Here is a 22,838-nt window from a genome sequence, read left to right as displayed (position 1 = left end):
TTTTATAGCTTCATCTGCTTTTAACAGGTGATTAGCTTACTTTGCCCAGCTCTTCCTGAACGCGTTTTGCTACGATTTTATCTTCACCGGGTTTGAGCATGAAAACCGTGATATTGATACTGTTTGGCGTAAACTTCATGATTTCTATGGAAGGGTTGCCATTACGCAATGCCAGCTGCAGGTCGTCACTGCTGATTTTCACTTTGGCCGTATCCCAGGCAATATTGAGCAGTGGATTGTGATTAGCAATAGGCGGAACAGTAACCGTGGTGGTTACACCACTGACACCTTTAACGGCAGTTTCAATCACTGCTACACGTGCTTCCCAGTCTTTCCATTCTTTATCGTGATCCAGTTTTACATAATGATCCAGTGCAGCATACATACCCAGGATCTCTTCCTTGTTGACCTTCATACCGCGCCCGATGTTGTTACCATTTGGCGGCGCATTCAAACGGGCCGCTTTAATCAGGTCTGCTTTTCCCATCAGGATACCTGCGCTTTGCGGGCCGCGTATTGCTTTGCCACCTGATACACATACCAGATCAAAACCCATTTCGTTGAACTTCCAGAGATTCGTTACGGGAGGAATATCCGCGGCGATATCAATCATTGTCGGGATCTTATGTTTTTTTGCAATGGCAAGCCATTCATCATGTTTGATTTTCCCGTCATTTGTTGCCAGGTTCAAAAACCACATCATTGCAGTTTTCGGGTTGATGGCTTTCTCCAGGTCTTCAGCGGTTTCAACTTCCACCACCTCGATTCCGGTATTTGTAGGGGCATGAACATAAGCAACATTGTGTCCCTTTTGTACAATCATCTGGGTTTTCTCAAGGCCCTGCAGGTTGGGAAGCTGAGCGATTTTTTTGACATCGGTTCCGGTAAGTATCCCTGCGGTTCCAAGTACCAGGGCCGACCAGCAGCCCGAAGTAACCATTGCAGCTTCTGCATGACAGATCGAAGCTATCTTCTCTCCTACTTTATCCTGTATATCATTGATCATGATAAAATGTGTAGAGGAGTCGTTAATTGCAGCCACGACATCTTCGTGCATGAGTGATGCAGTATGCGTTGTGTAAGTACCCGCAGCATTGATAAAGGTACGTAAACCCAATTCTTTGATCAGATCGCGTTTGGCAACAGTTGCAACAGCCGCATTTGCTGACAGAAATGGGATACCCGCACCTACCGCACCCACAACCGGGGCAACGGAAAGGTATTTAATGAGATCTCGGCGTTTCATATTTTCAGATTAAAAAGATGATTAAAAAACAAATGGGGACAGAAAATGATTTCTGTCCCCATTCATAGCTATGAATTAATTGAAGTTAAAAGGTAAGCCTGCTTTTTTATCCCACCATACTCTGCCGAGCAGGTTATCATTGAAATCTTCAGTGAATCCCTGTCTGCTTAATGCAGCCAGATAATTTGCTGAGTTTACCAGTTTTTCTGAATTTGGAATCGCGAAGCGTCTGAACATGAAACCACCGGTTACGTTACCAGCATAGTTCACTTTTTTCAGTCTTGGATATCCCGTACGTCTCCAGTTGGCGTATACTTCGTAGTCATCACCATACATAGACAACCATTTTTGCGTGTTGATCTGCTCAATTTGTGCTTCTGTACTTGCTGTTGAAAGGTAAGGGTTAGCTGCAAGGTAAGCGGCGATCTGCGCAGAAGTAATCGTTCCTGAGCTCACACCTACTGTTGGCCATAATGCCCATTGCGTCATTCCTGAAGTTACACCAGCGTTGTATGCAGCAGCAGCCGTAGCACCTGTATACCATCCTCTTACTGCAGCTTCTGCCAGCAATAGATTGGCTTCAGCAGGGCCCATGATGATCAATGGGGCAGCAAGATTCAATACCAGTTGAGATGGTTCAGAATAAGTATCAAAATCTGCAGGTCTTGTGTTTAAGCTTCCGCTTACCATACCTCTTTGAACGGCAGGACTATTATTTGCTGTATAAGTTGCGCCCGTAAGCTGCCACACAACAGATATTACACTTAAACGCGGGTCATTGGTCGACTTTAATCTGTCAATAAACGTAGCGGCATATTTACCACCCTCCACGTTATCGCCACCCGGACTCACGTAGTCACCATTCTGAAGACCCTGTGTTTTTGTATTTACGTTACCAGTTGTGTTGGTATATTGTATTTTTGCGATATCCGCATCAGAAGTCATTACACCACCAGCTACCGCAGTTTGAACCCATGTTTGCGCAACAGCAGGGCTAACCTCAGATAAACGCATGGCTAATCGCAGCATCAGTGTGTAAGCGAATTTTTTCCATTTTGTTACATCGCCTTTGTAGAATAAATCACCTGTGGTGAATGTAGGATTTGCCGGATTGAGTGACTCAGCAGATTCCTTTAATTCTTTCAGCATGTCAAGATAGATAGCTTGTTGCGAATCATAAGCAGGTGTCAATATGCCTGATTCGCCTTTCATTGCATCAAAGTAAGGAACATCGCCAGCGATGTCAGTCAGCTGATGAAATGTGTAAGCCCTGATGATACGAACGATAGCTTTTTTGTTTACATCAGTTGCAGCGAGTGCCTGATCAAGTACGTACAGACGGTTTAAGTTGTTGGTGTAGAAACCTGTAGTTGCACCACCAAAATCAACTGTCGCACCGTTAAAGCTGTAATATTTATCACCGACAGCAGGAACCTCTTTATAAGTAGAGTAATACTGCATACCACTTGCCATTACAGAGTAACTGCTTTTAGGCATATTTAATATTACGTTTGTAAAGATATTTTCGGGTACTGCGAAGCCGACTGCATTCTGCGGTAAGTTTAAATCGGCCAGTTTGTCTTTGCTACATGAGGGCATCAATACGATTACCGCAGCAGCTAAAACACAAATGCTTTTTAATAATTTCGTTTTCATATTCTATTTATATAATAGTTAGAATTTAACATTCAGGTTCAAACCAATTGTGCGTGTTCTAGGCTCACCAGCACCTGCAGTACCTGTGGCATTACCAACAGACTGCTGCATCTCAGGATCAAGTCCTGCTTCTTTGGTTTTTTTATCCCTGTAAAGAATGGCAAGGTTACGTCCTACAATACCAATTGTAGCAGATTGGATACCTATTTTCTTTAGCTTCAGGTTAGGAATAGAGTAGTTTAAGATGATCTGACGAAGTTTTACGAAGTCAGTACTGAAAGTAGAGATCTCAGAGATCGTGTTACCCAGGTTATTGTAATAACCATCAACATCAGCCTTTGCAAAAGTTTTAGTGAATGGCTTACCTGTCTGGTCAACACCTGTAACAGTTAATCCGTCCCTGCCTGGTAATGTTGCCTTGGTTAAACCAAACCTCGAAGCATACAGCCACATGTTGTTATAGGCAACTGCACCAAACTTAGCATCGAACAATACGTTAAGTGAGAATCTTTTGTATTTGAAATCGTTACCAAGACCCATTGTCCATGGCGGATTAGCTACTCCAAGATCTTTCTCAACGCGAACTTCATAACCGTTTGCACTGTTGTAAACCTGATTTCCGCTGGCATCTTTCAATAAGCCCCATCCGCGGACAGTACCATATGGAAGGCCAACTGCGTTAATTACCCTAACCTGGCTTGAGATACCTGTACCTACTTCGATAGTTGTTAAACCCGGAGCAAGTTCTACAATTGTACTTTTGTTATATGCGAAAGGCAGACTTACATTCCAGCTGAAATCTTTAGCCTGAACTACAGTACCGCTTAACATTAACTCTATACCTTTATTGGTTACTTTACCTACGTTAGTGAATCCGGCAAGGAAACCTGTAGTTGGAGAAATTGTTGGTGCCAGCTGATCATCTTTAGTAACACGGCTGTAGTAAGTCGCGTCGAAGCTCAAGCGGTTTTTAAGGAAACGGATTTCGAAACCACCCTCAGATGTATAGATGCTCAGAGGTTTGATATCAGTATCAATCAGTGTATTTGTATTGTTTTGTACCGGCACACCAGCGAAAGATGTGGTGAAGCTATAAATCCTGTTTATTTGTCCAGGGGCTACAGTGTTACTACCTACTTTCGCATATGAAGCGCGAAGCTTTAAGAAGCTGATTGCTTCAGGTAATTGAACCATGTCTGAAAGAATCGCACTCGCACCTGCTGAATAGTAGAAGATAGAACTATTGTCGCGGCTTAATGTAGAGAAGCTATCTTCCCTTCCTGTTAATGACAGGTAAATTTTACCTTTCCAATCGAAATCAGTTGACCCGAATAAAGAGTTTGTACCAGAGGTACCTCTGTTTCTGTAAGGAGCAAGATCTGTACTTGGGTTAAGGGTTGCAATATTGGTAATATGGATAAAGTTGGGAACCAGGAAGTTTACACCACCAAGGTTGGTATTCAGATCTGAAAGACGCTCACGGTTGGCGCCCACCATTGCATTCACTTTAAAGTCTTTGAGGAATGTAGTGTTGTAATTCATCATTGCATTAAAGTTGGTACGGTCGTTTTGACGCTGACCGGTGTTCAGGTAACCCTGAGGAGTGTATGCAGTACCGATTGGAACATAATCCATAAGGTCTGTGTATGCAAAGTCTCTGGCTACAGTACCTTTAATGAATAAGTTCTCCAACAGATTGACACGGATACTACCATTTGCGATTAAACGCTGTGTTTTATCACTGTTACCTGTGCTGTATGCTACAAAGTATGGGTTTGAAGCTGCAGGAACCGGATTCCATTGAATCTCGTTTCCATTTGCATCAGTACCAGTACCATTTGCACCAGCAAAGTTTCTCACATCTACAGTGCTACCAGCCAGGTAAGTTCCCCAGCTTGAGTTACGTTCTGCATAACCAACACCTGGTCTGTTTTTAGCATCTTCAATGTTGTATTGAATAGTAGACTCCAGATTGATCAGGTTATTTTTACCCATGTTTGCTCTTGTGCTCAGGTTGACAGTCTTTCTGTCATATGTTGAGTTTGGAGTCTGTGCGTTTGATTTCAGGTCTGAAACAGACAACCTGAAGTTTAATGCTTCGCTACCACCAGAAAAGGCAAGGGTATTTGTCCAGTCGCGGCTTACATTATAAAAGTTGTTGATATTGTTTTTTACACCAACTGCTGTGTAAGGACGTGATACGCCATCAAACTGAATAACGTTTGTTCCATCCACTTTAGCACCGAATGACAAACGGCCTGTACTCAAAGCATCTGCCTGAGTTAAAGGTTTCACACCATCCGTACCAGAACCGTATTCTGTCTGGAAGTTTGGATAAGCTGAAGGAGAACCGAAAACAACGTTAGAGCTGTATTCTATTCCGATACCTTGTTGTGCTTTACCAGATTTTGTTGTGATCAAAATTACACCATTTGCGGCCTGGCTACCATAAAGGGCAGCAGCAGCACCACTTTTCAGTACAGTGATTGTTTCAATATCATCAGGGTTGATGGAAGAGATACCATCACCACGGTCAACGTTCAGACCTGTAGTGTTTGTACCTGCACCGCTATTGCCAGAGTTGATTGGCAATCCGTTTACTACATATAAAGGCTGATTGTTTGCATTTGGGTTGATCGCACCAGCACCCCTGATTACCACGCGGCTTGAACCACCCGGACCTGAAGCAATCTGACTTGCGTCAACACCGGCAATTTTACCTGTCAGTGAGCTTGCAACGTTGTTTTCACGTGCTTCAGTTAAGGAAGCACCGGTAACCTCAGAACTTGAATAAACAAGTCCCCTTCTGGCTCTTTTTACACCGAAAGCAGTAACTACTACTTCGCTAAGACCTTTTGAGTCTTCGGCCATAGTAACATTAATAGATGTTCTTCTGTTTACATCCACCTCTTGTGTCGCAAATCCTATTGAGGAAAAGATCAGGGTTGAAACGTCAGGCGCATTAATGGAGAAATTACCATTTGCATCTGTCGTTGTTCCAATATTAGTGCCTTTTAGTTTTACACTTACGCCAGGAAGGGCTTCGCGTTTTGCATCGGTTACCTTACCTGTGATTACTATTGGCGGAACTGAGAAGATATTTGTTGTGATTTTACTTTCATTTGTATAAAACGGTTTAGTCGCTTTAGCAAAAGTAAGGTTTGTAGAGGGTGCTGCGGCAACTTGCAACACTGCTGCCATAACCATCATACCGGTAAGTTTCATTACTTTTAGTGAAGAAACCTGGGTTTTGTTCTTCTTAGCAGTGAAACCCTCGTGTAGGGGCAAGCAGGCATAATTACATTTTTCATGTAAAGAATTTTTCATACTTCGGATGTTTGGTGAGTGGGTTGATAAAGTTTTGAATTTAGTAACCGGATATTTGTAAAGTACTTACTTGGGTAGATGGCATATTACATTCCGGCCGGGCGAAAGTTTAAGTGCTGTTTTTTTTCATGCTTATTATATTTAGTTGTAGTTGATAATTCAATCTTATGATTTCCGGTAAATTTGGGACAGAAATCCTGCTGATCTTTATTTTTTCATCTGCTTCGCAGCATTTTTCCATTAATTACATGGATTTTTTTAATTAAAACTGGTAATATTAATCTTTTGCCTCTTTTCAGCGCAGTAAATTTCACTTTCTGCCATAAACCACGATTATACATCAGCATACAAAGTGTATTCTAAACACTAAGCCCGAATTGTTAAGCATGCTTTCCAAAAAAGACCGGTATTCCTCCGGGTTAGCAATCCAATATTATAAAAGTATTACTTTTTTTCAATAAAAAATATTAAAAATCAATTATTTATTATTCATACCGTCAAAATAACCAATCAACCTCTTGTTTTATTATAAAGTCAATAATTTAAAACAGTTAAATAAACGAATATCATAATTATTGAATATTAATAAGTTCTATTTTACAAAACAGGCAATTATCCCACACCCTATCAGAGTAAGGCTTTATAAAGTATCCCTTTTACCAGCAAAAATTTAATATCATTCCTGTTATAAATGCTCAGGAATGAAGATTTTCTATTAGTTTCATGCTTATTATTAAACTTAAAACTCACATTATGCATAAGATCCCACTCTTATTTCTTGCCCTGGTTATGTTATTTACCAGTAGTACTCATGCCCAGACCAGCTATACATATAGTATGGTAATCAAGGGAGGCCATGTAATTGACCCGAAAAATAAAATCGATGAATTAATGGATGTTGCGGTCAATGACGGCAAGATCGTTCTGGTAGCTAAAAATATTGATGCCAAAAAAGGCCGCCAGGTAGTTGATGCAAAAGGGCTTTACGTTACTCCCGGACTTATAGATATCCACGTCCACTTTTTCTGGGGTACGGATTTACAGGGTACTTACAGAAATGGTCCGCTTGCTTTACCTGCTGATGGCTTCACTTTTCCTGCAGGCGTAACTACGGTTGTGGATGCAGGTTCATCCGGCTGGAAAACATTTGAGACTTTCAAAAAGCAAACTATCGACAGGTCCCAAACCCGGGTATTTTCAGAGCTGAACATTGTTGGTGAAGGTATGGCCGGAGGCCGCTTCGAAAATAACATCGATGAAATGGATGCTCAGAAAACCGCTGAAATGGCGAAGAAGTATCCGGAAAATATCGTAGGTGTAAAACTGGCACATTTCAATGGCCACAGATGGGAACCAACCGAAAGAGCTGTTGAAGCCGGAAAACTGGCCAACATCCCGGTGATGATTGATTTCGGTGGAGCAGATCCTTACCTGCCGCTGGATTCTCTGTTTAGCGTAAAACTGCGTCCTGGTGATATTTACACACACTGCTTTGGCGGAGATGATGGTGTTGGTATAAATAAGCTGAATGGAAGAGAGCAAATTGTTGACATCAAAACCAATAAGGTAAAACCATTTGTACTGAAGGCACGTGAACGTGGAATTATCTTTGACGTAGGTTTTGGCGGTGCAAGTTTTCTTTTCTCTCAGGGTACACCTGCGATTAAAAGCGGCTTTTTCCCTAACTCCATCAGTACTGACCTGCATACAGGAAGCATGAACGGCCCGATGAAAAGCATGCCGAATATTATGTCGCTTTTTATGGCGATTGGTATGCCTTTCAAAGATGTGATTGCAGCAAGTACATGGAACCCTGCCAAAGAGATTAAACATGAAGAACTGGGTAGTCTTTCAGTAGGATCAGGTGCCGATATTGCGATTTTTAACCTGCGTGAAGGCGCATTTGGATTTTATGCCAGGGATGGCCAGGTTAAAGGTAAAAACAGACTGGAAACGGAAATGACTATCAGGAACGGTAATATCGTTTATAACCTGAATGCCATTGCTACTCCAAATATTTTACCTGCTGCCCCTCAAAGCAACAAGCCAATCAAGGAGCACTAAGACCAGATATCTTTATATAAGTATATACAAAAAGAGCTGAATAAGCAGCGCTGACAAAAGCTTAAAACCTTTCCGCACTGCTTGTTCAGCTCTTTTGTTTAATGAATCTCAGTTAGTATTAGTAATAACTACTGTTCAGATTAGTGTTTGCTTTTTCTGCAGCTTCAATTACAGAAAAATCTGAAAGGATAAGCGCTGCGCCCTTTTTCACACATACGTTGTGCTCAAAGTGAACTGCCGGTGATTTATCCGCAGAGACTACTGTCCAGCCATCATCCAGTATATTTATTCTGCTGCTGCCCATTGTAATCATCGGCTCAATAGCCAGGACCATATTTTCAATGAGCTTTTTCCCCTTGCCTTGTTTTCCATAATTCGGGATCTGGGGATCTTCATGCATCTCGCGGCCTACACCATGTCCAACAAAATCACGGATTACCCCATAACCATGTTTTCCATTGGTGTAACCTTCTATAGCCTGGCCGATATCGCCGGTACGGTTTCCCGTCACCGCCTGTTTAATGCCTACATAAAGTGACTCCTTGGTAATTCTTACCAGATCCAGGATCTCTTTTGTAGTTTCCCCTATCACAAATGTATAAGCGTGATCTCCATGGAACCCATTCTTATATACTACTGTATCAATTGAAACAATATCACCTTCTTTTAATATGTATTTACCCGGAAAACCGTGAACAACCTGTTCGTTAACAGAGATACACAGCGAGTAAGGATAACCATGGTATCCTTTGCAGGACGGGCTGGCGCCATTATCCCTGATGAATGTTTCTGCCATTTCATCCAGAGAAAGTGTGGTAATACCCGGTTTTATTATCTTTGCTACTTCAGTAATGGTAGCACTAACGAGCAGGCAGCTTTCACGCTGAATTTCTACTTCCTCATCAGATTTATATACATTCATGCTTATTATTTTTTTACAAAAATAAGAATTTTGGATGGGAATGCTTCAGAATGAGTGTCCCATAATAAAACTTGAGGTTAGGGAGACAATTTTTAGTTCTTTTTCCGAGTGTGTGCTGCAGGAGACGAAGATTTCATTTATCATTGGTCACTACCTGTTGAAGCCGTATCTTTACACAAATTTTTATATAATGTCTGAAACTAAACAATACGCAGTACTGGAGTATATTGTAGACGTACTGCAAAAGTCCATCATTGGTTCAAAGGTCAAACAAATAACACCAGACGAATCGGCTATCATCGATGGCAATGCATCAATATTCATCAAGCAGCGCTTTGAAGGCAACGGAAATATTGCAGAAATCCTTATCAGGGATGCAAAGGAAGTGCTGTACAGCGAAGAATTGCTGGAAAAGGTTTACAAAATCCATGAGGGAGCAGCGAAACATGCAGGCCTTAAAGATGCTATGTCTGGTGCCAATATCATTATTAATGGATTAAACATCGAGGCTGAGCTGATCTATCATGCGATTATAGATCACTTTTACACCCTTAGCGACAGTTATGAATTTCTGAAATTTACTGAAAAGAACATACAGCAGATGAAGTTCAGTATGAACTTTGGCGATGACCTTACATTCGAAGTATCGGTTTCAAACGAAGCGGATTCGGTGAGCATTGAGCCCCTGATCGGGAAATCAGTTGCAGCTAAAGTACAGGCAGCAATTCAGGCAGATGTAGAGAAGATCCGCAATGAGATCAATAATGAATTTAAAAAATAAGTTTTGGAAATGGCGATGAACTTTTAGTCAAAAGGCCGCTAAAAATATTTAATCCCTGATCTTTCGCGGATCAGGGATCACAAACAAAAAGATCCGGATGCCTGCTAAATCACTGAAATCATTACCTGATAATATAGGATTTAAATTTCATCATCTGTCTTGTCATTCGATTCATTAAGACTTTCATGATAAGCTATTAATTTTAAAAGGACATTTGTAGCTACTTCCAAATCCTTCTCACCCACTAAACTTTTGTAGTCGCGTTGTAACTGTTCCACTTTCAGATGCGCATCAAGGACAAATTTCTTCGCCTCAGGTGTTAAATCCAGGCGTTCACTCCTTTTATCTTTCTTGTTTGCTCTGGAAGTAATCAGGCCGATATTTTCCAGCTCTTTAATTGTCCTGCTGATATTTTGTTTGATCACCACAGATCGTTTTGCAATTTGCGTGGCAGTACTACCGTTGATGCGTACGCCAAATAAAACGGGTAGGTAGGAATGCTTTATTTTCCCGGATGGATTATTTACATTTTTAGTAGTCCAAATATCCATATGTTTTCTCAGGCTGAAAATCAGGTGCTGCCAGTTGTTTTCGTGTTTCTTTTCAAATTCAAAAAGCCGCTCATCTAAAGTCTTTTCCATGTACAAAGTTATTATAAATATAGCAATAACGAATAAACTGATAATCAATCGTTACTAATCATGTAATAAATGATTACTACATTTGTATCTAGTCGATCTCACCTAATCCACAAGCAATTATCAATTTATATCATTTGTCCGCCCAACATAATTCAGGACAACCAGCAAATGTCGCGCAAGGCGCCGCCCCTTCCACTGTTTGGGCGGTATCAGGAAATGTATTCCCTTGCTTTAGTATCAATATACATCTATTAACATCCATCTAATTTTATCCATTCCTCATCACTATTTATGATTAAAACTTTACTAACAGGTATTATCGTATTTTTTTCATTCTCACAGATCAGTGCACAAGACAAAATAATAACCGGAAAGGTTACAGAAAATGAAACCAGTGCCGTATTACCCGGTGTTTCAGTTGGTGTAAAAGGTACCGGCATCGGTGCTGTAACCAATAACGAGGGTAAGTATTCAATAAGTATTCCATCCAGCGCAAATGTGCTGGTTTTTTCACAGGTTGGTATGCAGACCACCGAGATCAGCATTGGTACACAACTCAACATTAATGTCCGGCTAACGCAGGATAACAAACAGTTAAATGAAGTGATTGTCAATGCCATTGGTATCGAAACACAGCGTGATAAGTTCGCTTCTTCTGTTTCCACAGTGAAGGGGAAAAGCATAGCGCAAAGCGGGGAGGCTAATCTGCTCACCGGAATGAGCAGTAAAGTTTCCGGAGTTTTGATCACACGCAATGGCGGCGACCCAGGTTCAGGCGGCTATATACAGCTGCGCGGGCAAAATACGATCAATGGGAATGCCCAGCCACTTTTCATTATAGATGGCATGCCGGTAAGCAATTCCAATGACAATGTTGGCGCGGCAGCAGCAAATGGTATCGTGCAGCAATCCCGCATTAACGATATCAATCCGGCAGATATTGAGAGTGTTGAGGTACTGAAAGGTGCTTCCGCCGCAGCCCTTTGGGGTACGCGGGCCGCTAACGGTGTGATCATTATCAAGACCAAACGCGGCAGTAACACTAACGGCAAATTAAATATCACTTACAAATCTGCCCTTTCTTTTGACCGGGTAAACAAATTGCCTCCACTACAGTCAACATATGGCCAGGGCTCAGGAGGTTTCTACAACCAGGGCAATAAGGTAAGTTTCGGCGATCTCATTTCATCACGCTCAGGCGGAAGCGATACTTACATTACCCGGCCCGGCGATGCAGGCTATCAGGGCTATGTTACTTTTCCAAACGGATCGCAGCGGTATGCCATACCATCAGGCACGGCGGCCAGTCCGCACGGAGGTAAAAACTCTACTGATACCTACGACCACTATAACGATATCTTCCAGACGGGCCATTTTTGGGAAAACAACCTCAGCTTAAGTGGCGGCGACAGCAAATCAACCTTTTTGATGAGCTATGGAAACCTTAAGCAGGATGGCATTGCCAAAGCACTTAGCAGTTACGGGCGTAATACTGCACGGATCAATGCTTCCACACAGTTTAACAGCTGGCTGCGGGGATCGGCCAATGTCGGCTATGCCAAAATCAGTTCCCAGCGCAATCAGGAAGGCGACAATGTGGATGGACTGATGCTGGGGGCTACGCGGACACCGGCCGATTTTGATAACCGTGATTATGCCGGAACCTATACAAGTATTACGGGCGAACAATTCCAGAATGCACATGTATCTTACCGTAATCCCCTGGGAAAAGATCTTGGAACAATCTATGCAAATCCGATCTGGAACTTGTACAATAACCGCAACAGCAGTGATGTAGACCGGATTACAGGAACAATGGAACTGAACGTTACACCCGCAGCCTGGTTAAATGTAACCGGCCGTACGGGTATTGATAACTTTAGTGACGACCGTACGGAGCGCTTCGCACGCAATTCGGCTACTTTCCTGAATGGCTATCTGTCTAAAAACCTTCTGGTGGAAAAGCAGTTTAACACTGATGTATTTGCAAGTGCCAATAAAACATGGAACAACCAATTCAAAGGTACATTACTGGCAGGTTTCAATTACAACAGCAGACGCCGCAGCACGCGCTCGGATGCTATATCAAATTTAATTATTCCAACCGCCCCCGACATTCTGACCAATGCCCTGAACTCAAATCTGGTTGCCGGGAACAGTACTTCCCTGATCAGAACTTACGCTTATTACCTGCAGACAGATCTGGAAGCGCTGGACATGTTCTACCTTACCCTTACCGGTCGTGATGAAAGCGCTTCTACCTTCGGCAACAAAACCAGCAGCAGTTTTTTCTTCCCCTCGGCAGCGCTGGCCTGGCAACTCACAAAACTTAAAGCATTTAATCAGCTTGGCTTTCTTGATTTCGCGAAGTTGCGCGTTAACTGGGGCCAGGTGGGTATACAGCCGCAGCCCTATCAAAACCTGACCGTATTCAGCCCTGCTGTATATGGCGATACTTTTACCCGCGGCTTATCATCTACCAGTTCACTTTATGGCGGTGGCTATAGCCGCAGCTTTATTGAAGGCAATAATTACCTGAAGCCCGAGCGTAAAACTGAAACCGAACTGGGCCTTGATCTGCGCATGTTTAAAAGCCGTGTAACCTTTTCAGCTACTGTATATCATAATAAAACAAAAGATGTGATCTTGTCTCTTGGCGTACCTAACGAAACAGGGTTCACTGTCAGGAATACCAACGCTGCCGTATTATCCAATAAGGGTATTGAACTGGATGGCGGGGCCGATATCATCAATCAAAATGGTTTCAGATGGAATGTTTCGGCTAACTTCTCCGCCAACCGCAATAAAGTAGTCTCCCTGGCGGGTGCCAGCGTATACACACTGCCTGATGCATTTCTGCAACTGGCTTCGCTCATACCCGGTCAGCCTTTTGGTGTTTTCTATTCTACCGATTTCCTGAAAGATGGTTCCGGCAAGTATATTTTAGATAAGAATGGTTTCCCTCAGCCGGGTATCAGCAATGAAATTGTGGGTAATCCGAATCCAAAATGGCAGGGCGGCCTGGGAACTACCTTTGCTTATAAGAACCTGTCGTTATATATACTGTTTAGCCGGGTAGCCGGTAATGCGGTATTCAATGGAACGCGCGGTTCACTATACAGTATAGGTACACATGGAGATCAAGGGCAGACGGCCACAGCACCTGCCGGAGGCCTGCGGGACGTTAATGGAACGCTGATTCCGGGAGGATCTTCTTTCCAGGGCTATATAACTGATTTTGGCGCTGGTCCGGTGGCTATTAACCAGGCCTGGTGGCAGGGCCGGGGCTCAGCCAGCAATACCGCTTCGTACAAACAGTTCGTAGAAGATGGCAGCGCTACCCGCTTGCGCGAGGCTACACTTACCTATACCTTGAACTCGCATAGTTTCCAGCAGTTTACGCACCTAGCTGCGGTAGATTTCAGCCTTACCGGAAGAAACCTGGTACTGTGGACCAAATACACTGGCGTGGATCCGGAAACCAACGTAACAGGTGCCGGGCTGTCACGCGGGCAGGACTGGTTCAATAACCCAAATACCCGCTCATTTATATTTTCCCTACAAATCCGATATTAATCACGTTTATCTGCATTTCAATATTATATGAAGAATTTAACTACTGTTGTACTGATGTGTGCCGTTTTAGCCCTCGGCACGTTAAACAGCTGCAAAAAACTGTTTGACAATCCTGATATCAACGCCAATCCAAATGCAGTCACTAATGTGGATCTGCAGACACTGATGGGTGGAACCTTATTAGGTGTAGGTCTGCTGCACGAGGATACTGATGTACGTATTGCCGCCATGTGGGCCGGGCAACTGACAGGCTTGTCGCGTGCACATCTGGGGTATGCCCAATACATCGTATCAGCGCAGAATTTTACATGGGTCCCGTTGTATCCCGTGGCCGGTCAGGCCCGTCTGATGCAATTGAAGGCAGATTCAGCAGGCAATGCCTGGGGAAAAGGTATTGGCCAGGTGCTCGAAGCTTTGGTGATTGCCAAAGCCACCGATTTATATGGTGATGTTCCCTACAGCCAGGCTTTTGATGCAGTCCGGTATCCTACACCTGTTTTTGATAAACAGCTGGATGTCTATGCTGCACTGCAAAGCACGCTGGATAATGCAGTTATCAATCTTTCTGCATCCACCGGCTCTGCCTACCCAGCCAAAGATTTTATTTACAAGGGAGATGTAAAAAAATGGAAAGCTGCGGCTAACACCTTAAAGGCAAGATTATATCTGCATATCGGCGATTATGCACAAGCCCTGAAATATGCACAGCAAGGCATTGCAGCTGCGGATGCTGACGCACTGATACCTCATGGGTCAGCTATAGGTGTTGATATTAACCAGAACTATGATTTCTTTGCCGTATCACGTATTGGCGATGTTGGCTTTGATGGGTCGTACCTGGCTAAACTCATGCAGTCGCGAATACGTTCCGCCAACACCAAGACAGACGAAACTGCTTTGTACAATTACTTCTTTAAAACAGGCATCACAGCTACTAACAGCCTCGATGGCAATACAGTTGATGGCGCATTTGTGGCAAGCGCAGCACATCCGCTACTCACCTTTTATGAGAACCAGCTGATTCTGGCTGAAGCTCAGGCAAGGCTAGGGCAATATAATGAAGCACTGGCAGCCTTGAATAGTGTGAGAGCAAGCCTTAACAATGGCGTAATCAATGGACGCACCTTCAGCAGTACGGGCCGCAGATATGATGCATACACTCTGGCTGATTTTGGCCCTGCAGGTTTGGCCAATAGTACCGGTTCGGCCAATTTGCAGATTGCATTATTGTATGAAATCATTTCGCAGCGTTATATCTGTTTCCTCATGCAGTACGAGGCATTCAACGACTACCGCCGCCTCGCCGGTGCTGTTCCTCTGGTACAGTTGCCTATACCTTTAAATACTGGTAGCCAAAGGCCTCAGCGGTTTATTTATCCGCAGGTGGAAATTAACACCAATCCGAATGTGCCCAAACCCCTTGCTGATCAGTTTACCAAACTCCCTGTGTTTCCTTAATATAAAAGGTTATTAGCTCCTGCTTATGAAATTAAAAATCCGGTTATCTTCCCTGGCGGAGCGTGTTTCGTTAAGATATTTCACCTTCATTGCTTTGTATTTTGCTGAAGGATTGCCAATGGGCATTTTATTTATCGGTATCCCGGCATGGATGGCCATGAACAATAAAAGCGTTACCGAAATTGGTGCCTTTGATGTGGCCTGTGCGATGCCCTGGACTTTTAAGTTTTTTATCGCCCCGATGATGGACCGGTATACTTTTTTACCTATGGGGCGCAAGCGGCCCTGGGTAATTATTTGTCAGACCGGCTTGTTTTTAAGCTTGCTGATCATGGCTTCTATTAAAGATCCGTTGAATCATCTCTCTTTACTGGTAGCAGGGGGATTTCTGGTATCTATTTTCGGGGCGGCGCAGGATGCCGCTACAGATGGCCTGGCGGTTGATAACATACCAGCAGAAGAGCAGGCACGTGCAAATGCTTTTATGGGCGGTGCCCGTATGATCGGCAGTTCCTTTGCCCTGGCCCTGAGCACCTGGCTGCTTGAACGGTATAATTTTTTTATATCAACAGCTACCATTGGCCTTGCAGTAGGGCTGATTACCCTGGTACCGATACTTATCAGAGAGCATCAGGAGGAAAGGTTGTTCCCCTGGTCGGACGGGCAGGCGAACAAGAGCAATGAGCAAATACAGATTAGCAGCTGGATGGAGATGTATCGTTCCCTGTATGCTGCCTTCAGCCTCAGAAATGCTTTTTTACTGGCCCTGCTTTTATTCTTGTCGCAGGGATCATATAACTACTTCGAAAAGCTGCTGCCAATCTTTGCGGTGAAAGTTACCGGCTGGACGCACGTATATTATTCCAACGCATTTGCTGTGGCGGACCTGACCGGCGGCGTTGCAGGTATTTTGCTGGGCGGCTGGCTCATTGAACGCTTCGGTATCAAGCGTATGATTTATCTTTATTTCTTCTTTATATGCGCGCAGACACTGTTGTTAGGTTTCCTGGATCAGTACTGGAAAGACACAGGCTTTCTATACAGTTATATTGTGGTTTACCGCTGGGTAAATGCCTTTGCAAAAATCGGAGTGTTTGCCATCGCCATGCAATGCTGCTCCAAGCGGGTCTCCGCCAGTCAGTTTACTTTTTACATGACTATTGGAGCTGTAGGTTCTATGGTTGGCGCAGCGCTGATCAGCCCTGTGAAGAACAGCTTTAACTGGGAAATATCCTTTATGTTTTTCGCTGTCATGATGGTACTATGTGCCGTCATCCTTTGGGTATTGAATATCAAAAAACTGGAACAGCAGATAGAAGGGTTAGAAAAACATCACCAATAGTTTAAGGGAATTAATTTTTATCAGAGGTAGCTGCTGCAGAGATTGATTTTATCAATACGGATACAAGGAAACACTGTTTTTGACCTGGCTATCCGTAGGCTGTTGCTTCACGATGATGTCATCTGCCTGGTCTATTTTAATCAGGCCCATTGCTTCAAAAGCTTTCAACCACTTTTGCATGGGCAACACACCCCATTTCTGCTTATACCGCGCAGCATTTTCAATAATCGAATCGAAATGGTTCAAAGGAGGGTCATGCTTATCATGATACTGGTGTAATACATGATCAGGTACGAAGATCTGCTTCACACCCGCCTGATGAAACATCATTGCAAAATCTGTATCTTCTGCCCCATACCCTGTAAAGGACTCGTCAAAGCCACCAATTTCCTCAAACGTTTGCTTCTGTACAGCGAATATTAATGACCAGAATTGCAGATGCGGAACCGCTGTCCCAGCCGATATGCGCGCTCTGTCAGGATGTGTTAAAGCTCTTTCTTTTAATTCATTGTAATTTCCTGTATCCGGCACCATGGGCAAATACAAAGGATAGGCTGCAATGATGTTATCTGCCTGCAATTCCCTCAGCATATTTCCGAACAAGGTTGGCGATACAATGCAGTCCACGTCTATAAAAATCACTTTACCTGTTTTTGCAGCAGAAATTCCCGTATTGCGCGCTGCAGCTAATGGCAACTCATGAGCATCATTAATGACATGGATATTTACGTTCAGACCATCAGCATTCGCTATTCCATCCGGGGCATCCATACAAACGATTTGTATATCGTAAGGAAGCATCTCAGATCCTTTTATAGAATGAAGCAGATTAGCTAACTGCTTTCTCCTCCCTTTAACAATTGTTACAATACTGAATTCAGTCATACCATTTCCTCATTTGATTTGTTAATTCCTGTGGTGATGATGCACTCACCAAATTTTTCCTGAAAGGATTAAATACCTTTGCGTTCTGTATCACTATTTGCCATTGTTCAGCACTGAAAGTTTCCTGGGCCAGCAGCGCAACTTCCTGCTGAGACAGAACCTCCGCATGTACTGTTTGTTCGTCGTATGGTCTTTGCTCCGGGAGCAGAATCAGGCGTTTTCCGAGCGATAAAAGTTCCGCGATGGTATTCTGCCCGGCGGCAGAAATCACTATCTCTCCCGCAATGGCCTGGCTAATGTCCTTCACAGCTCCCAACAGTTTACAATTTTCACCTAAATCATAATCATGTTTGTTCCCTACAATGGTAAATTCCGTGTTCTGATCTTGTGTCATATTGCGCAGCACCGATATATCGTAGTTATCATAACCCAGCAAGACTGTAACCTGATTGGCACAGTCACCATTGCTTGGCTGTAAAACCTGGCCAGCATACTGTGAAAGATATCCGCTGTAGTAAGTTTTGGCTGCAAACCGGTAGTCGGGCTGTTCTAAAAAGGAGGGAAAATGAGCAACGATATGATCGGCCAGTTCGTGCGCAAATACCTGTGTTGGATCCTGCACAATATTTCCCGGCAGGTGCACCAGAACGACTGGCACGCCCATGCCCCGCACCATGACGGCTAACTCAGGGATGCCGTCACAGTAGAATGCTTTTGGCCTATAGTGTTCAATCGCTTCGGCCAAAGCTTTTGCCCGGCCTGCAGGTTCAATCGCATAAGGTGTAACCTCAAATGCTTTGGAAAATGTGTGCTCCGGTACCACGTATCCAGGCGGGTACTTTGGAGGCAGCTCCAGCACTTGAACATCATGCTTTCCCTGTAAATAAGTGGTGATTTCGTGATTTGTAGTTATTGCAATAATTTTAAAAAAGACGGATAATGCCGGATACAGCATATTGAACGTTGCCCTGTGGCCATTACCATGCGCATGTACAAAGTAAAATAGAGTCGGCTTCATAACAGGCTTACTTTTTCTGCAATGCGATCATAGATCCTGATATATGCTGCAGTCGTTTTTTTCATGTCAAACGATGCCGAAAAATTTCTGCAAGCTTCCGGACTCGATTGCTTGGCGGTATCCAATGGCTTTATCAGATCCTGCCAACGGTGGGAGTCAACTGCTATAGCGACATGCTCATCGCGCAGTTCCGGCGGTATAGCGGTATTAAACCCTACGACGGGCAGACCGCAGGCAAGCATCTCCACGATGACCAGTCCAAAAGGCTCCTCCCAGGTAGAAGTTGCCAGATAAGCCGAAGCGCCTGCTGCAAGTTCATTTAGCTGTTGCTGGTTAACATGGGAGATATATACGATCTGATCATTCAGGTATGGCTGGACATTATTACGGAAATATTCTTCGTCAAATATAGAGCCGACGATCTTAAGTGGCTGTTTCAAGTGATTGGCTAGTTCTATGGCGGCTTCAACATTCTTTTCTTTTGTGATACGCCCGCACCATAACAGATATCCATCAGGAGTTTGTGCCTGCAGTTTCCAATTTTGCACTGATATTCCATTTAAGACTGTTTCCACATCCCTGCCAAGTAATGGCTGCCATTGTCTGCTCATTCTGCCTGATACACCGACAGGGTATACAGTCGCATGCTTAATAAAAAACTTATACATTAATACAAACTTTTCTATTGGCGGCAGATGTAATGTAAGTACTCCCGGCGTTTTTAAGAGCGCGCCTACGGCATAAATTTCGGGGATAAATGAGTTGTAGTGAATGACATCGTAGCTACTTACATCAAACATGCCGTACTGCAAGGTTTGGTAATGTTGCTGTCCGAGCCATTCCGGGCAGGCCCGGTATGATTCATCCTTCATGCTGAAGGGACTCTCATGAAATTCGATCACCTGGAACAGGTTTTTTTCATCAGCGTCTTTGGCTATCACATCAACGGTATGGCCCATGCGCACCAATTCATTGGCGTGCTCAGTAATGAATACCTCTGTGCCACCGTTGTAAGGCTCACGGAGAGAGATAAATGGTCCGGCAACTATAAGTATTTTCATAGCAATTCCTTAAAATAATTTATATAGTTCCTGGCCATCGTTGTCAAAGAGAACATTTCAGCATGGCGCCTGACTTTATTGCTATCCATCTGTACCGCATCAGTGATTGCTTTTGCAAGGGAACTCACATTTCTTTGCTCTGCCACAACTCCACTGTCAATAGCTATCAACTCAGTAAAAGCGCCTCTGTCGAACCCGGCCAGGGGCACTCCCGACGACATCGCTTCTATGTTAGTGAGGCCAAATGGCTCTTCCCAGCGTGATGCATTTACGATGGCAGCAGCTCCTTTCATATGCAATTGTATCTCAGACTGCTTTAAATGACCAAGGTAAACGTCATTTTCTGCTATGCGGGGCCTGATCTGTTCGTTAAAATAACTTTGATCATCTATCGGTCCGGCAAATTTCAGGGGCATATTGGTTTCATGGGCCGCGTCCATCACGATATCCAGACCTTTGGCGTACACAATCCTTCCGAACCAAAACAAATAATCCCTAGTTGTGCGCACGAGAGGCCACTTTTCCAGGTCGACACCATTATAGATTACGATTGAACCCTTATCCATATAAGGTTGCCAGGTCAGTTGAAATGATTTTGAAGGCATAACGAAATGAAGATTTTCAGAACCTGAGCAAATCTTGATCGCTGCTTTTAATTTGCTGATCGGCGGTGTATGTATGGTTGTAACTACCGGTACCGGGGCCTTCACTCCCCAGAGTATAGGCAGTTCATGGGTTGAATTGTTATGAACGATATCGAAGTCTTTTTGTTCAATATCTTTCAGAATGGAGAGATACTCATCGTTCTCATAAATTTCGAAGTGTTCGCTTTCCCGGTGCTCATCACCATAAAATCCCTTTATATGCAGATCCGGATCGCTATCTGCATGCGCATACAATACAATTTTATGCCCAAGACGTATGTACTCTTTACACAAGGCGTGAGTAAACGCTTCCAGGCCACCTCTAAATGGTTCAGCTATTGGTAGTCTGGTTTTAGCTATAACGGCAATTTTCATAGGCTAGGTTATTGCTCTGTCTGTGTTTGCCGGGAAATTATCTGAAACTGACGGTCATCCGGATTTGCGAGTTCTTTTGCCGTACTATTCTGCATCAACATCTGTCTATAAAGTAATATATATTGTGAGGCCATATTCTGGATATTCATGTTAGATGCAAATTCTTTACAGCTCCCCGGGCTGATGTCCTTACTCCTGGTCAACAGCACGGTCAGGTCTTGCCAACGGAGAGAAGCGGTAGTTAAAACGCTCTCATGCAGCCAGTCTGGCGGGACTGCGGTATTAAAGCCTATAACCGGTACGCCGCTAGCCAACATCTCCAGAGCTGACAGTCCAAAAGGTTCCTGCCATGTTGCCGTTGCAAGATAAGCGGAGGCTTTACTGGCCAAAGTGCTCAGTTCACGCTGCGTCACATGCCCAACATATTTAATCCGGTCATTCAGATAAGGTTTAACCGCCTCATCGAAATACTGTTGATCTGTAATTCTCCCTGCAATTTTAAGCGGAAGCTGCATTTCTATTGCCAGGCTAATAGCAGCAGCGACATTCTTTTTAGCATTTATTCTTGCCGACCAAAGCAGATAGTCACGATCCTCTGGTTTTTTCGTGGGCCAGATATCTATGTTTATTCCGTTATTGATGAGCGGCAAATCCATACCCAGCGCCTGGTCCCAGTGCTGTTTTACTCTTTCTGATATGGCTACGAATGTTATATTGCCTTGCCGGAAAAGTTTTTTATATACTGATGTTCGTTTTTTGTCGACCGGTGAATGTAAGGTCAGAAGCGATTTTTTTTTGAAATGCAGTCCTGCTTTTAACAAGTGCGGGTAAAACATATTATAGTGGATGATATCATAGGAACTGACATCCAGCTTCCTGAACTGAAACGTTTCTTTAATACGTTTAAAAAAATTGGACCTATCTGAAGCTGAGCTCTTAAACGGATTGACAACTTTGAATTTAGCGTCAGGTTCCGCATTATCAGCAACAACATTTACAACGTGCCCCTCATCCATGAGTTGATTGGCAAGTGAAACGATAAAGGCCTCTATGCCGCTGTTATAAGGCTCTTTGAGCGATATACCCGGACCTGCCACAAGTAAAATATCCATAATAAAAAGTACCGTTCTGTATTTAAATCATCCGTCCCACAAAACTGTTTACAGGCGCTCACCGAGCATCAGGTACCTGGCTATTATCAGCTTAAAACCTATAGAAAGAAAAGTTTCCAAGTAAACAGGTAATTTGCAGATAAAGTTTTGTAATGACGTTATTTTTGACAGAGCTCAGTGTGGGTATCATCACTACCCGGCTGATGAGCCCTCACACTGAAGGATTATCTGCAAGGAGCTTTTTGCAGAAATTGGATGCTGTTATTTAGAAGTCAAAATGTTTTTTTCTCTCTTTTTTCTGTGGCTTTATAAGACACTTTAAAACGCAAAAAAGCCTGTTTTCGATATGAAAACAGGCTTTCAGTAGAAGTGGTGTGGGCCGGGATCGAACCGGCGACACAAGGATTTTCAATCCTTTTTATTTCACTTTTAAAAGCTTGTTTTTCAAATAGTTGTAAGGTTCATTTTTTCATCTGTCAAACATTATTCAAACATTTTATCAGATGTAAAGGTTAAATCAATATTAAGATAAGCAATTGATTTATTTATTAGAAGAGTAGCTTGCAAATCCTAGTGTTCGTTTTATTTTAAGATTTATTAGATATGTCAGGTAGACTTTTCTTATTTTTTAATGTATCAACATTAAATTGTTTTTTCAAAGAGTCAATCTTGTAGTTAAACTGCTCCAAGCTTATCTGCTTAGGAGTTTCTATCTTTTTATTACTTTCTA

Annotated in this window: 15 protein-coding genes; 5 read left to right on the top strand and 10 right to left on the bottom strand. The window is 43.3% G+C overall.

What is annotated here, in order from left to right; genetic code table 11:
- Positions 1-31: 31 nt before the first annotated feature.
- The 3 genes from ABWY16_RS15155 to ABWY16_RS15145 form a co-directional block, all read right to left on the bottom strand.
- Positions 32-1,246 carry a selenocysteine synthase gene (locus ABWY16_RS15155; RefSeq protein ID WP_353905490.1) on the bottom strand — a complete coding sequence of 405 codons (1,215 nt, stop codon included), beginning with the start codon at positions 1,244-1,246 and terminating at the stop codon, positions 32-34.
- Between the two features lie 75 nt (positions 1,247-1,321).
- On the bottom strand, positions 1,322-2,902 hold the full coding sequence (locus tag ABWY16_RS15150) for a SusD/RagB family nutrient-binding outer membrane lipoprotein (protein ID WP_353905489.1): 1,581 nt from the start codon (positions 2,900-2,902) through the stop codon (positions 1,322-1,324).
- A gap of 18 nt (positions 2,903-2,920) precedes the next feature.
- Positions 2,921-6,229 carry a SusC/RagA family TonB-linked outer membrane protein gene (locus ABWY16_RS15145; RefSeq protein WP_353905488.1) on the bottom strand — a complete coding sequence of 1,103 codons (3,309 nt, stop codon included), beginning with the start codon at positions 6,227-6,229 and terminating at the stop codon, positions 2,921-2,923.
- 753 nt (positions 6,230-6,982) lie between these two features.
- Here ABWY16_RS15145 and ABWY16_RS15140 point away from each other — a divergent pair.
- Positions 6,983-8,293, top strand: a complete 1,311-nt coding sequence (locus ABWY16_RS15140) for an amidohydrolase/deacetylase family metallohydrolase (protein ID WP_353905487.1) — start codon at positions 6,983-6,985, stop codon at positions 8,291-8,293.
- Positions 8,294-8,411: 118 nt separating this feature from the next.
- Here ABWY16_RS15140 and map read toward each other — a convergent pair whose 3' ends face one another.
- Complete coding sequence (gene map / locus ABWY16_RS15135) at positions 8,412-9,215, bottom strand: type I methionyl aminopeptidase (RefSeq protein ID WP_353905486.1); 804 nt, start codon at positions 9,213-9,215, stop codon at positions 8,412-8,414.
- Between the two features lie 190 nt (positions 9,216-9,405).
- On the opposite strand from map, the gene ABWY16_RS15130 reads away from it, so the two are divergent.
- A complete protein-coding gene (locus ABWY16_RS15130) occupies positions 9,406-9,996 on the top strand; it encodes a hypothetical protein (protein WP_353905485.1) in 591 nt (196 codons plus the stop codon).
- A gap of 140 nt (positions 9,997-10,136) precedes the next feature.
- Here the strand turns inward: ABWY16_RS15130 and ABWY16_RS15125 are convergent, their stop codons facing one another.
- Complete coding sequence (locus tag ABWY16_RS15125; protein WP_353905484.1) at positions 10,137-10,637, bottom strand: MarR family winged helix-turn-helix transcriptional regulator; 501 nt, start codon at positions 10,635-10,637, stop codon at positions 10,137-10,139.
- A gap of 291 nt (positions 10,638-10,928) precedes the next feature.
- On the opposite strand from ABWY16_RS15125, the gene ABWY16_RS15120 reads away from it, so the two are divergent.
- Genes ABWY16_RS15120 through ABWY16_RS15110 form a run of 3 tightly spaced genes read left to right on the top strand, consistent with a single transcriptional unit; the run spans position 10,929 to position 17,013 of the window.
- Positions 10,929-14,213 (top strand): SusC/RagA family TonB-linked outer membrane protein, encoded by a 3,285-nt coding sequence (locus ABWY16_RS15120; RefSeq protein WP_353905483.1) that lies wholly within the window; start codon positions 10,929-10,931, stop codon positions 14,211-14,213.
- Between the two features lie 27 nt (positions 14,214-14,240).
- Positions 14,241-15,671 carry a SusD/RagB family nutrient-binding outer membrane lipoprotein gene (locus ABWY16_RS15115; RefSeq protein WP_353905482.1) on the top strand — a complete coding sequence of 477 codons (1,431 nt, stop codon included), beginning with the start codon at positions 14,241-14,243 and terminating at the stop codon, positions 15,669-15,671.
- 25 nt (positions 15,672-15,696) lie between these two features.
- A complete protein-coding gene (locus tag ABWY16_RS15110; protein WP_353905481.1) occupies positions 15,697-17,013 on the top strand; it encodes an MFS transporter in 1,317 nt (438 codons plus the stop codon).
- A 51-nt stretch (positions 17,014-17,064) separates the two neighbouring features.
- On the opposite strand, the gene ABWY16_RS15105 is transcribed toward ABWY16_RS15110, so the two are convergent.
- From ABWY16_RS15105 to ABWY16_RS15085, 5 genes are read right to left on the bottom strand one after another with little or no spacing between them, the layout of a single operon-like run.
- The gene (locus tag ABWY16_RS15105) at positions 17,065-17,898 is read right to left on the bottom strand and encodes a glycosyltransferase family 2 protein (RefSeq protein WP_353905480.1); all 834 of its coding nucleotides are present in this window, start codon (positions 17,896-17,898) and stop codon (positions 17,065-17,067) included.
- Positions 17,891-18,916 (bottom strand): glycosyltransferase, encoded by a 1,026-nt coding sequence (locus ABWY16_RS15100; protein ID WP_353905479.1) that lies wholly within the window; start codon positions 18,914-18,916, stop codon positions 17,891-17,893. The genes ABWY16_RS15105 and ABWY16_RS15100 overlap by 8 nt, the downstream gene beginning before the upstream one ends.
- Positions 18,913-19,977 (bottom strand): glycosyltransferase, encoded by a 1,065-nt coding sequence (locus ABWY16_RS15095; RefSeq protein WP_353905478.1) that lies wholly within the window; start codon positions 19,975-19,977, stop codon positions 18,913-18,915. Before ABWY16_RS15095 ends, ABWY16_RS15100 begins: the two co-directional genes overlap by 4 nt.
- Positions 19,974-20,996 carry a glycosyltransferase gene (locus tag ABWY16_RS15090; protein WP_353905477.1) on the bottom strand — a complete coding sequence of 341 codons (1,023 nt, stop codon included), beginning with the start codon at positions 20,994-20,996 and terminating at the stop codon, positions 19,974-19,976. The genes ABWY16_RS15095 and ABWY16_RS15090 overlap by 4 nt, the downstream gene beginning before the upstream one ends.
- 8 nt (positions 20,997-21,004) lie before the next feature.
- Entirely contained in the window at positions 21,005-22,108 is a 1,104-nt protein-coding gene (locus tag ABWY16_RS15085) for a glycosyltransferase (RefSeq protein WP_353905476.1), read from the bottom strand.
- Positions 22,109-22,838: the final 730 nt, after the last annotated feature.

The sequence above is a fragment of the Pedobacter sp. genome, assembly GCF_040513095.1.
Classification (GTDB): Bacteria; Bacteroidota; Bacteroidia; order Sphingobacteriales; family Sphingobacteriaceae; genus Pedobacter.
The sequence above is the reverse complement of the archived record's forward strand: the minus strand, read 5'-3'. Positions and strand labels throughout refer to the sequence as shown.